The sequence below is a fragment of the Pseudomonas sp. P4_C4 genome (genome assembly GCF_056402055.1).
In genome coordinates, this window is record NZ_JBFUID010000025.1 from 1 (window position 1) to 12,246 (window position 12,246).

Annotated in this window: 13 protein-coding genes; 12 read left to right on the forward strand and 1 reads right to left on the reverse strand. The window is 61.2% G+C overall.

Going from position 1 to position 12,246, the window contains the following annotated elements:
* A partial coding sequence (locus tag AC1DXW_RS14740; RefSeq protein WP_477760147.1) for an SAVED domain-containing protein occupies positions 1-1,415 on the reverse strand: 1,415 nt, incomplete at its 3' end.
* A gap of 538 nt (positions 1,416-1,953) precedes the next feature.
* Here AC1DXW_RS14740 and AC1DXW_RS14745 point away from each other — a divergent pair.
* The 12 genes from AC1DXW_RS14745 to AC1DXW_RS14800 all read left to right on the forward strand — a co-directional run bounded on the left by AC1DXW_RS14745 (position 1,954) and on the right by AC1DXW_RS14800 (position 12,238).
* Entirely contained in the window at positions 1,954-2,289 is a 336-nt protein-coding gene (locus AC1DXW_RS14745) for an integrative conjugative element protein, RAQPRD family (protein WP_477753358.1), read from the forward strand.
* Positions 2,276-2,515: a TIGR03758 family integrating conjugative element protein gene (locus AC1DXW_RS14750; RefSeq protein WP_223527615.1), complete on the forward strand. Its 240-nt coding sequence runs from the start codon at positions 2,276-2,278 to the stop codon at positions 2,513-2,515. Before AC1DXW_RS14745 ends, AC1DXW_RS14750 begins: the two co-directional genes overlap by 14 nt.
* Positions 2,516-2,530: 15 nt before the next feature.
* Positions 2,531-2,908 (forward strand): TIGR03745 family integrating conjugative element membrane protein, encoded by a 378-nt coding sequence (locus AC1DXW_RS14755; protein WP_223527617.1) that lies wholly within the window; start codon positions 2,531-2,533, stop codon positions 2,906-2,908.
* A 7-nt stretch (positions 2,909-2,915) separates the two neighbouring features.
* Positions 2,916-3,317: a TIGR03750 family conjugal transfer protein gene (locus AC1DXW_RS14760; protein WP_223527618.1), complete on the forward strand. Its 402-nt coding sequence runs from the start codon at positions 2,916-2,918 to the stop codon at positions 3,315-3,317.
* Positions 3,314-3,952: a PFL_4703 family integrating conjugative element protein gene (locus AC1DXW_RS14765; RefSeq protein WP_150752604.1), complete on the forward strand. Its 639-nt coding sequence runs from the start codon at positions 3,314-3,316 to the stop codon at positions 3,950-3,952. The genes AC1DXW_RS14760 and AC1DXW_RS14765 overlap by 4 nt, the downstream gene beginning before the upstream one ends.
* Positions 3,952-4,758: a TIGR03749 family integrating conjugative element protein gene (locus AC1DXW_RS14770; protein ID WP_223527621.1), complete on the forward strand. Its 807-nt coding sequence runs from the start codon at positions 3,952-3,954 to the stop codon at positions 4,756-4,758. Before AC1DXW_RS14765 ends, AC1DXW_RS14770 begins: the two co-directional genes overlap by 1 nt.
* Entirely contained in the window at positions 4,748-6,256 is a 1,509-nt protein-coding gene (locus AC1DXW_RS14775) for a TIGR03752 family integrating conjugative element protein (protein ID WP_477753360.1), read from the forward strand. Before AC1DXW_RS14770 ends, AC1DXW_RS14775 begins: the two co-directional genes overlap by 11 nt.
* Entirely contained in the window at positions 6,219-6,638 is a 420-nt protein-coding gene (locus AC1DXW_RS14780; protein ID WP_477753361.1) for a TIGR03751 family conjugal transfer lipoprotein, read from the forward strand. Before AC1DXW_RS14775 ends, AC1DXW_RS14780 begins: the two co-directional genes overlap by 38 nt.
* Positions 6,638-9,379, forward strand: coding sequence for a conjugative transfer ATPase (locus tag AC1DXW_RS14785; protein WP_477753362.1), 2,742 nt, complete (start codon positions 6,638-6,640; stop codon positions 9,377-9,379). The genes AC1DXW_RS14780 and AC1DXW_RS14785 overlap by 1 nt, the downstream gene beginning before the upstream one ends.
* A gap of 224 nt (positions 9,380-9,603) precedes the next feature.
* Positions 9,604-10,581 carry a TIGR03756 family integrating conjugative element protein gene (locus tag AC1DXW_RS14790; protein ID WP_477753363.1) on the forward strand — a complete coding sequence of 326 codons (978 nt, stop codon included), beginning with the start codon at positions 9,604-9,606 and terminating at the stop codon, positions 10,579-10,581.
* On the forward strand, positions 10,581-11,936 hold the full coding sequence (locus tag AC1DXW_RS14795; RefSeq protein ID WP_477753364.1) for an integrating conjugative element protein: 1,356 nt from the start codon (positions 10,581-10,583) through the stop codon (positions 11,934-11,936). The genes AC1DXW_RS14790 and AC1DXW_RS14795 overlap by 1 nt, the downstream gene beginning before the upstream one ends.
* Positions 11,933-12,238 (forward strand): hypothetical protein, encoded by a 306-nt coding sequence (locus tag AC1DXW_RS14800; RefSeq protein WP_477753365.1) that lies wholly within the window; start codon positions 11,933-11,935, stop codon positions 12,236-12,238. Before AC1DXW_RS14795 ends, AC1DXW_RS14800 begins: the two co-directional genes overlap by 4 nt.
* Positions 12,239-12,246: the final 8 nt, after the last annotated feature.

Genomic DNA, 12,246 nt, shown 5'->3' on the forward strand with positions numbered 1-12,246 from the left:
GCAATAAGGTGCACCTTTTGAACTCTCATCACGTCTTGGGCGTGAACAATGGCCTTGCGTGCAGCTTGCGAAAATTGTTCAAGATCCTCTGGACACCCGATGCAGTCTGCTCCCGTCTTCGAGGTAGTCACGCGAATCCAAGGCATCTGGCCAGAATCCACCGCTGCTTTAAATTCCGCAGACAGCGAATCCTCATCAATACTTGCCGACAGCTCGAGTGTTATGAACACTTCGTCGGCGCGCCCCGAAGGCAGTGAGCTCACGCCGAAAGTACCTGGAGCATGAGCAATCGCTTTCGAGTCCCACGCCCAGGTCCTTCGGACCTTGTCGTACTGGAAGACCTGAATAGCCTGGGCTTCACCCATCACTCGACCGGCCAGCACCAAGGTGGGGATATGGTGTAGAGGGAAGATCGCAAGGTTTTCAGTACTCAAACCGCTACTGGAGTTGAATCCAGTGACGAGCTCCCGAATATGATGTTCGTGCTCTCTTAAATATTGGTGCCAAAACTCTGGTAGATGACGATCATCGCGCTGTGATTTACGACGCACGTAATGAATAACGCCGGGCTCCATGGCTCGTCTGGTCGCCACAATGGCTTCAATCAATTCGGAGTCGTGAAAGTAGGTCGGTACGTTCGCCAGATTCGCGTGCAGAGTCACCGCTTTTGTACGCTGGAATGCCAATGAATTCAAATAGTTGTGTACGATATCCCGGTGGGATTTGCGCATGTCGTTCAGGATTTCTGCGGTGTAGAACTGAGGTGCAAAAGAATCAATCAGACGATGGTGCTCATCACACATCAACATGATGTTTTCGACAACATTGGAGAGTCGGTGAGAATCAGCCTGACTACCCCGAGGGCCTTCAGGGTCCGATGCAACGATGTGTGCCAAATACCCGACTCGTGCAGCGCTGGTCCAAAGGGCAATCTCTGACAGGTCATGCGCACAGCCTTCGAACATGCATCTTGCGCCTGCATCAGCCCAAACCTTTTGCGCCGTTCTTTCGGAGATATCTTGCCCCCTTCCAGTGGTTCTACCGAGCATCCCATCGCGGGTCGCGATGAAATGATCCACTTGGGGTTTACTTTGCACTGGTATAAATGCCCAAGCGCTGTCAACGGTGAGGGCATCAGTTAGTGCCGCCTGGCTCATGTCCACAGTGGAAAGTAAGTTCTTGGTAGCTAGCTTTTTTAGATTTGCTTTGGCTTTTGCTCCCGGATCCGCGGGGTGCAAGGTGAGACTCGCTTCATCGAGATCAACGAATTTGCAGACGTACCCTGCAGTGACATAAGCGACGCGATGCTTTTGAGCAAGGCATCCTTCCAACCAAGTGGCCAGCTCCTGGTCGCTAAAATTGGTTGCGGCCGGCGGTGTGATGCTGTTTGACGATGCTGATAAGGCTGTAGGCATTTTATCGCTCTAATCCCTGACCGAGTATTAAGGTGTCCTCCACCAAGTGAGGGTTCGAGAACACGACTTCAATAGCAATGTGCCACTTTTTGAGGCGATCTGATCACTTTTTTCAAATGAATCGGCCGATAGCTGCTTTCCACCGTTGCGGTCAGTGAGCGTAGAGGGCGAGCAATTTTCTGGCAGGATTTTTTCAGTTGAGCACCACTCATCATCACCAAATGAAGCTCTAGCCGCTCAAAGCCTGTCTCAGGTGGAGCGATTGCTGCATTTGAAGGAAAGCCGGCCGTTACGCTCCTGGCTTCACCGCTAAACCAACGAACATAGTGCTAGCTAAGTCCAATATTTCGTATCCAATGAAGATATAAATCGCACCCCTCTAAGCGCAAGGCTTGAACATCACAGGTGTTCCTGGAATACGACGATACCGATCCTTTGCTTGGTTTTTCTAAAGTGAAGGCCCGAAGATCCCTTTAGTTCATGCCAAAACCTACCTGAGACATCAGGGTGAATGCCAGATTCTCGGCTGGATTTCCCCATGACACCTTCAATTCATTCGCTGCTACTTGCCTGCTTGGTACCGCTCAGCGTCGCTGCTCAAGACGTTCGCGAGCGCTCGGACCTTGGCCTCATGCAGCGGCAGATCACTGTCATCGAACAGTTGGCAGAACGCGCGCGCAGTAGTCAGCCTGATGCCGATGGGGCTCGCTATCACTTCGACTACCCCAGGGTCGCAGCGGACCTCGAACGCGTGCGGCACGGCATCAAAAATTACCTTTCGCCCTCACGGGCGCAGCCGGCCGACCTGGTCGAGCTGATCGGTAATTATCGCGCTGAGGCACCTCAGGTGAGCCCTTCCGATGAGCATGACTGACGCCCAACTCGCCGCGTTCTCCGCCGTTTCCGGGTTTACCCCGCAGCTCAGTTCGGTGTTGTGGCGCTCCTCGGTTCTGATGCTGGCACTGCTCTGGTGCGCCTGGGCCTTGTGGACCGGCTACCGCGGTTGGGCGGCCGGCAATATCAACTTCGGGTCGCTCGGCGGCAGCACGCTGCGCCTTGCCCTCACCCTGATCGTGCTGATGTTTTTCATGCTGTCGTAAACCAGGAGATTTGCCATGAACCTCTCCCGTCGCTGTCACCGCTCGCTCGCTTTTCTGCGGGAAACCTGTTTGAAGGCCCTGCTCGGCGGTCTAGTTCTGCTGAGCTCGACCCTGGTCTGGGCTGATCTACCGACCATGGAAGCGCCTTCCCGCGGCGAAGGTTCGGGACTGATCGACACCATCAAGAACTACGCCTACGACGGCGGCATCCTGCTCGGGCTGCTGATCGCCACCCTTGCGTTCCTGGGCGTGGCCTGGCATTCGCTCACCGTCTACGCCGACGTACAGAACCAGCGCAAAACCTGGAAGGACCTCGGCGCCGTAGTCGGTGTCGGCGCACTGCTGGTAGTGGTGATCCTGTGGTTCTTGACCAAAGCCGCCACGATTTTGTGAGGTCATCATGTCCGATACCCCTCCAACCCTGCCTGACGGCACGTTGACCTTCCTGCCGGAGCGCCTCAACCGTGACCCGGCCGTCCTCCGTGGCCTCACCAACGACGAAATGTGGGTCGCGCTGATGGTCGGCGCCACGCTGGGCTTGATCCTCGGTGCGCCGCTGGCGGTAGCGACCGCCTCCATCGCCACCCTCCCCACCTGCATGTTCCTGTGCATGGCGTTGGTGCTGCTCGGCGGCGGCAAGCTGCTGCGCCGGGCGAAGCGCGCCCGCCCCGAAACCTGGCTGTACCGGCGCCTGCAGTGGCAGTTGGCGGTGCACTGGGGCATCGGCACCAACCAGTTGATCCTGCACTCCGGTCCGTGGACCGTCCGACGTACGCGTCGGCATGTGAGGACCGCCGCATGAGCCGCTTCCGTAATAAGGTAGATGCGCAGCAGGCGCATATCCTCAGCCTGCGCCTAGCTGTGGCGATCCTGGCAGTGCTGTGCGCCGGGCTCTGGTACGGCTGGCAGTCGGCCCCGTCTGAACTGACCGTCCACGTGCCACCCGATCTGCGCTCCGGGAGCACGCGAAAATGGTGGGATGTGCCGCCCGAAAACATCTATGCCTTCGCCCTGTACATCTTCGGTCAACTCAACCGTTGGCCCTCCGATGGTGAGGCTGATTACCACCGCGCCATCTTCGCCCTGCAACCCTACCTCACCCCGGCGTGCAAAACCTTCTTCGACGGCGATTTCGAGTACCGCAAGGCGGCGGGCGAGCTACGAGGCCGGGTGCGCGGTGTGTACGAAGTGCTGGGCCGTGGCTACAGCGACGATCCCAATTTGCGGGTAAAGCAGCTGGATGCACGCAGCTGGCTGGTCAAGCTCGACCTCAATGCCGACGAGTACTACGCCGCCGAGCCGGTGAAAAGAGTGGTGGTGCGTTATCCGCTGCGCGTGGTGCGTTTCGATGTCGACCCTGAGCACAACAAGTGGGGCCTGGCCCTGGACTGCTACGAAGGCACACCGCAAAAGTTGACACTGCCCGGAGGTGCGTGATGATGCGTGTCTTGATTCTGATCCTGGTGTCGGTTGCCGGTTGGTGCTCAACCGCAGGCGCCGTCGAGATCAAATACTGGGACCGCCTGCCGCTGGCCGTCCCGCTCACCGTTGGCCAGGAACGCATCCTGATGCTGGATGAAGATGTCCGCGTCGGGTTGCCGAGTGCAATCGCCAGCAAGCTGCGCGTGCAGTCCGTGGGCGGAACCGTGTACCTGCGCGCCGCGGAAGCCCTTCCCCCTACGCGACTGCAGCTGCAGTCGGTGAAGTCCGGGGACATCATACTGATCGACATCGAAGCGCTCGACGGCAGCGTGGCGCTGGAGCCGGTCAAAATCGTGGCCCAGGCTCAGGCGCCGGACGTGGAACCCGCGAAGGACGCAGCACCTGCCGCGACGCCGGTTCCGGTGGTGCTCACCCGCTATGCGGCGCAGAACCTCTATGCACCACTGCGAACCGTGACGCCACTGCCCGGTGTCCGCCGGATGCCGCTGATTGACGCCACTGCATTCAACACGTTGCTGCCCACCGAGCGCGTATCGATCAAGGCGCTCGCCGCCTGGAGGCTGGGCGACTATTGGGTGACAGCGGTAAAGATCGTGAACCGGGGCCCCGGCAAGGTCTCGCTGGACCCGCGTCATCTGCAGGCCACGTTGTACGCCGCGACGTTCCAGCACGCAGACCTCGGCCGTGCCGGCACGCCTGAAGACACCACCGTGGCCTACCTCGTCACTCGCGGCGGCGACCTGAAGCACGCGCTGCTACTGCCCCCGCCAGCACCGGAGGCTGCCGATCATGAAAGCTAACAGCCTGCTGAAATGGCTGGTGCCCGGCGTCCTGCTGGGGATCGTACTGATCATCGGCAAATCCTGGGTGGCCGTACCCACTGGCCAGCCCGCTCATGATCCCGACAAGGCAACGCTCAGTCCGGAACAGGCAAAGGCTCTCGGCATCGCGGGCGACACCCCGCGCGACACCGTGGCCACGCTGATTGGACAGGTCAAGGCGATGCGCAACGAGATGCTGTCGTTGAAGAAGGGTAACGATGGCCTGCAGAGCGAGAACACCCGGCTGCGCACGCGTGAAGGCAATATCGACAGCCGCATCCAGAGCACGTTGAGCAGCGTCACCCAGCAGGTCAGCGAACAGCGCCAGCAGGCCAATGATGCCCGGCAGAAGGCCGAGCAGCAGCACCGCGAGACCCAGGGGCTGCTGTCCAGGCTCAAGGACCAGCTCACCGGCAAGCCCGCAGCAAAGTCGGATTTGCCCGCGGGCTTTGGTCTCGAGCCAGGTGACGAGCAGCAATTTTCAGACGCGCAAGCATCGGCTGACGCGGTGCAGTGGATCGAACCGTCAAATGCGCGCGCCAGGCAAGAGGATGCCACGAAATCCGGTGGGCCGCTGTCGACACTCACGTCGAAATTCAAGGACCTGCACGGTCTGGACAACAACGCGATCGACCGTGGGCAGGACCACTTACGTGCCGTTACCAAGGGCGAGCGCGACCTGGAAAACGACCAGGATCGCACTGAAGGGGCCAGGCCCGTCTACACCATTCCCGAAAACTCCACGCTGATGGGCTCCATCGCCATGAGCGCCTTGATTGGCCGGGTACCGGTGGATGGCACGGTGAACGACCCCTATCCGTTCAAGGTGCTGGTGGGGCCGGACAACCTCACCGCCAACGGCATCGACCTGCCCGACGTGGTTGGCGCGGTCATGAGTGGCACTGCCGCGGGCGACTGGACGTTGTCTTGCGTGCGCGGCCAGGTCGAGTCGATCACCTTTGTCTTCAGCGACGGCACCGTTCGCACGGTGCCGCAGCCGCAAAAAGTCGTCAGCCGTAATCGCAGCAGCGCCCAGACCTCGGGCACCGAGAAGATCCGGGGCGGCTTAGGGTACATCTCCGACCCCTACGGCATTCCCTGTATTTCCGGCGAACGCCGCTCCAATGCCCAGCAGTACCTGGGGAGCCAAAGCCTGATCACTGCGGCCGGTGCCGGCTTCGCCGCGGCCCTGGGCAGTGAGCAGACCAACACCTCATTCATCAACTCGGCCAGCGGCAACCTGGGCCTGACCCAGAACAGCGGCAACAGCGCGTTGAACTCGGTCATCAGTGGTGGCATTGGCGACATCCGTGAATGGATCAACAAGCTCTACGGTGAAGCCTTCGCGGCCATCTACGTCCCACCCGGGGCCAAGGTGGCCTTGCACCTGGACCATGAAATCAGCATCGATTACGAACCCAAAGGCCGGAGAGTGAATCATGAAAGCCCATCCGTTTCGGTACTGGATCTGGATTAGCCTGCTGCTCAGCCTGCACTTGGCCGGTTGCTCCACCAGCAAAGATGAAATGCTGCCTCATGGCGATCAAACCATGCTGGACATCTGGAACAACAGTGACTCGGTTGGCACTCAGCAACAGTTGCAGGAGGTCCGCGGCGAACTGCGCAGGCCGATGCTCGATCCGGAGCGGCTGATCAGCGATCAGAGTGCTTACACCCGCACGGCCGCCAACGAGATCCGCAACCAGTTCCCGCGCCTGCCCAACCCCGACCTGGTGATGTATGTCTATCCGCACCTGGCCGGCACCCAGCAGACGCCGGTGCCTGGCTACTCGACCGTGTTCCCGCTGTACGAGAAGGTCCAGTACGCGCTGCCCGGCGAGCGACTGGAAGATCTGTGATGGTCGATGACGCGAATCGCGAGCTGCCGCGCTGGAAACCCTGGCGCGCGGCGCAACGTCGGCGCGCCACCCTTGCCGATGAGGCGGCCCAGTACGCACACAATCCCAGTTTCACCGACCACTTGCCCTGGGTCGAATACCTTGAGGACGAGCAGTGTTTTCTCCTCGACGACAATCGCTCGGTGGGCGCCGTGTTTGAGCTGCAGCCGATCGGCACTGAGGGCCGTGAGCCCGAGTGGCTGATGGCGGCGCGCGACGCCCTGGAAGACGCACTGCAGGACAGCTTCGACGAGCTCGACCAGACGCCCTGGGTGGTGCAGTTCTTCTGCCAGGACGACAGTGACTTTTCCCCGTACCTCGAACGCCTGGAGCGCTATGTCGCGCCACGGGCACAAGGCACGCCGTTCACCGAGGCTTTCCTCGCGTCGATGCAACGTCACCTCGACGCCATCGCCAAACCGGGCGGACTGTTCGACGACCATATCGTGTCTCACCTGCCCTGGCGCGGCAGCAATCGGCGGATTCGGCTAGTGGTCTATCGCTGGCTGGGGGATCAAGGTGACGACGATACGCAGAGCCCGGCTCAGCTGTTGAGCCGGACGTGTGACCGTCTGGTCGCCTCGTTGCAGGCCTGCGGGGTCAGCCCGCGGCGTCTGACCGGGCGCGACTTCTACACTTGGTTGTTGCCCTGGTTCAACCCGGCCCCTGCCCTCACCGGCGAATCACCCGCAGCGTTTTATCGTCAAGTGCCCTACCCCGAGGAGGATGACGGCGATGGACTGCCGCTGCCGTTCGACCACAATTTTGCCGAGCGACTGTTCTTTCAGGAGCCACGCTCGGATAGCGACCAGGGCCTGTGGTATTTCGATCAGCAACCGCACACGGTGATGGTGGTCGACAAGCTGCGCAAGCCGCCCCATATCGGTCAGCTGACCGGCGAAACGCGTAAGGGCGAGGCCTTGAACGCCTTGTTCGATCAGTTACCCGAGCAGGCCGTCATGTGTTTGACCTTGGTAATCACGCCTCAGGATGTGCTCGAGGAGCAGCTCAACCGATTGGCGCGCAAAGCCATCGGCGAGAACCTCGCCTCGACCCAAACCCGCCAGGACGTGGAAGAGGCCCGCGCGCTGATCGGCCGCCAGCACAAGCTGTACCGCGGCACCTTGGCGCTGTACCTGCGCGGTGCCGATGAACAGCAATTGCGCCAGCGTTCGACCCAGGCCGCCAACGTGCTGCTCGGCGCTGGCCTGCAGCCGGTGCGTGAAGGTGACGAAGTCGCGGCGTGCAACAGCTACCTGCGCTGGTTGCCGATGGTCTACAACCCGGCTCGAGACACGCGGAACTGGTACACCCGCCTGCTGTTTGCCCAGCATGTCGCCAACCTGCTGCCCCTCTGGGGGCGCAGCATCGGCACCGGCAATCCGGGCCTCACTTTTTTCAACCGTGGTGGTGCGCCCTTGTCGTTCGACCCGCTGTCGCGTTTCGACCGCTCCATGAATGGCCACCTGCTGTTGTTCGGTCCGACCGGCGCCGGCAAGTCGGCCACCTTGGTTTCGATATTGATGCAGGTCATGGCCGTGTATCGACCGCGGCTGTTCATTGTCGAAGCGGGTAATTCCTTCGGTTTGCAGGGCGACTACTTCGCCACCCTTGGGCTGTCCGTCAACAAGGTTCAGCTCAAACCCGGCAGTGGCTTGAGCTTGGCGCCTTTCGCCGATGCTCGCCGTCTGATCGAACAGCCCGATCAGGTGGCCAGCCTGTCGACCGAGGACCTGGATGAAACCGTGACGGACAGTGATGAGCAACGCGACGTGCTGGGCGAGCTGGAAATCACTGCCCGCCTGATGATCACCGGCGGCGAAGCCAAGGAAGAGGCGCGGCTGACCCGGGCAGACCGCAGCCTGATCCGCGAGTGCATCTTGGATGCCGCCAGACACTGCGCGGCCACCGAGCAGCAGGTCATGACACGCCACATTCGCGATGCACTGCGCCAGGTCGCCAGCGACGCCCATCTGCCCGACAAGCGTCGCGAGCGGGCGCAGGAGATGGCCGAGTCCATCGACCTGTTCTGCCAAGGCTTCGAGGGTGCCCTCTTCGACCGGCCAGGCACACCCTGGCCAGAAAGCGATGTGACGATCGTCGACCTCGCCACCTATGCCCGTGAGGGCTACGAGGCGCAGATGTCGATCAGTTACATCAGCCTGATGAACACGGTGAACAACCTCGCCGAACGCGATCAGTACCTCGGTCGTCCGATCATCATGGTCACCGACGAAGGCCACATCATCACCAAGAACCCGCTGCTGGCGCCGTTTGTGGTCAAGGGCACCAAGATGTGGCGCAAACTCGGCGCGTGGTTCTGGATGGCAACGCAGAACCTGGCCGACTTCCCCGATGCAGCCCAGACCATGCTCAACATGATCGAGTGGTGGATCTGTCTGAACATGCCACCGGCAGAAATTGAAGAGATTGCCCGCTTTAAAAAGCTCACATCCGCTCAGAAGGCCCTACTGCTTTCCGCGAGCAAGGCCTCGGGCAAATACACCGAGGGCGTGGTCCTGTCGAAGAACCTGGAGACGTTGTTTCGCGCGGTGCCGCCGAGCCTGTACCTCGCCCTAGCCATGACCGAGCCCGAGGAAAAAGCTCAGCGCTGGCGACTGATGGAACAGCACCAACAGTCCGAGCTGGACGCCGCCCTCCAGGTCGCGGCGGAGATCGATCGGTTACGCGGCATGTCGTGAACACCCGAGCGCCGGCGACTTTCAAAAGACTTTCAATCAACAAAAATCGGCATGAGTACATTTGTACTCCTTCGGTGATTTTGCAGAATTTGCGGCCCTCAACCCGGTGACTGACAAAACCGATCACTCCGGCCTCGGTTTGTCCGCCGTCCTATTCGGTCGGATCCTGGATGCTGAAGCTTGGCGCACGGATGCACACCGCTGCCACATGTCGAGCGCTGCCCATGATCGTGACCGCCACCACCCGCTGCAGATCGCCAAAGTCCAGGAAGATTGGCCGTGGCCGAGCCTTCACCGCGGCTGCACTGCTCGTCGCGGTCGAGCAGTGCGCGGCACTGACTACCCCCACCATCATCGCCTCCGTCACTTCGCTGCAGTGCCTGGAGTACCGGGTCGTCGGGATCTGCTTCTGGCTGCTCTGTACACCGTTTGGCTGCACGGTGAAGACCTCGCCCAAGGTCCGCCACTTTATTCCCGAGTTGGTGGTATCGAGCTATTCCGACACAGGCGGCAATCCCTGGGGCGAGGTGTCCGCACTGTCGATGCCCACACCGGCGTCACAAGGGGGTGGCAACCTGATCACGCCTTCGAAGCAGCGCGATAATCTGCCCCGGTTCAAGAATGTCGACGGCATCGGGCATCCCGGCGGTTCGGCGTTGACAGCCTTTGCGCATGGCTTCGGCTATGCGTGCCCAAGTGGGGCGACTCCCCTTGCGCCATACTACCTCAGCACGCTCGACCCGCTGGCCTGGCGTCAGGCCGTTCCCGAATCCATCTACCCACAAGCGCTCATTCCGGGCATGCGCGAGATTGGCAGCCAGGCACTTGGGAACATGTGGGGCAGTGTCTATCCGCGGCACGGATTTCTGGTGCAGCCTGACGACTTCAAAGCATCCGCCGTCATGGCCCAGCGTGCCAGCGACTTCATCACGCGCGTCGGCCAGCCGCATGTCTACCTGCCGCTGCAGCCGATGCCATCTCCCGGCTATTGGCCGCCGCAGCCGGTGATGGAGAACAACATCAACAACCACCGCTGGCAATTGCTCGCCCCGGTGATCCAGACCACCTGCACCATCTTCCCCAGCCCGACGATCCAGAGCGCCGACGGCGCCTATGCCTGGTCGCTTTGGCGCCCTTACCACTGCTGCCAGCGGATGGGCCAGACCTTCCTGTTCAGCATCGACTTTGATGGAGGCCAATGATGAATACCCTCTCGCTCGGGTTGGTGTGCGCCCTCGTAAGTGCCGTCGGCTATGCCGCAGAAAACGGCTACCACCTTGGTGACCAGGCCCAGGTCCTGGATGACCGCGTGATGTACACCATTGGCGGCGGATCGGCGACGGGGTCCCCCTCCTCGCTCTACCGCCCCAATGGCCTTGGCGTGGGCATGTCCTGGCGCGCGAACATGATGTGCGGAAACATGAACCTCTCCAATACTCTGCAGAATCAGCTCAATGGCGCCACCCAAGGCTTCCAGCAGATCATGGGCAATGTGATCGAGAATGCCACACAGGCCGTGATGTCTCTGCCGGCGATGATCATTCAGCGCGCCAATCCCGGTCTGTATGAGCTGCTGAGCAACGGCGTACTGCAGGGGCGCATCGACTTTGACCGCTCAAAGCTCACCTGCCAGGCGATGGCGGCCAAAATGGCCGACAAGGTGGACCAGGCCGGTTGGGGCGCACTGGCGCAGAACCAGGAGATGCAGAAAAACCTCGAGCAGTCCGACGGTGATGCCGTGGTGGCGGTGAAGGATACCGAATCGAACAACGGCAACAACGGTGTCAGCTGGGTCGGTGGGCAGAAAGCGGGGGGTAACGGTCAGGAACCCATACGGGTGACCTCGGACGTCGTTAAGGCAGGCTACAACCTACTGCACAACCGAACGGTCGAGGACGCATCGGCCGTCGGTTCCGGTTGCCAGAATGGTGCCATTTGCCAGGCCTGGTCGAGCCCCGAAGAGGCCTCCGCATGGGCCACCCGCGTGCTTGGTGAAACCGAGGTGGCAACCTGCGATGACTGCGAGACGCTGCGCGTTACCGCCGGGGCAGGCCTCTCGCCGCTGATCCAGGAAACCTACACAGAACACCTCAAGGGTCTGCAACGAATGTTGTCGGGCGCCGAGCAACCCACGCCGGAGAACCTTGGCAAAGTCTCCAGTCCCTTGCTGCAGGTGTCCCGCGGCGTCATCGAGGGCCTGCGCGACGATCCCGACCAGAACCTGCTGGCCCGGCGCCTGGCCAGCGAGACCGCGCTGTCGAGCGTGATCTACAAGGCGATGCTGCTGCAGCGCACATTCCTGGCCGGCAGTCATGAACCTAATGTCGCGTCGGCGCAGCCCGCCACCCACGCCCTCAACGGTAACGTCGAAATGCTGGAGCGTGAGATACGCCTGCTGCAAACGGAGCTGCAGGTACGCCAGTCGCTGGCCACCAACACCGCCAGCCTGGTCCTCGATCGCCACGCCGGAGGCGCCGACGCCTCCCGGAGCATCGATCAACGCGATCCGGAGTCGGACCGACTGCACCGTGCGGACCAGGGGAGGAGCACACCATGAAGCTGTTTACTGTGAAGTCCACTCTTGCCCATGTGCTGCTAATCCTCAGCGCCATGGCCTTGATGCTCCTGATTGCCTGGATGGCACTGCAGCTGACAGGTGCCCAGCTTGATTGGTTCGGGCAGGCGCGCACCGCTACGCCCTACCTCGCCTCCTGGCGTGCCCTGCTGTATGCCCTGATCCTCGCAGGCTGGACCGCGGCGTTGCGCTTGCGGCCGGCGCCTGCAGACCAGCAACGGCTCAAACCCCTGGGACTGATCGGCTTCAGCTCAATCATCCTGGTCGAACTGTTTCGCGTGTGAGGTGCAAT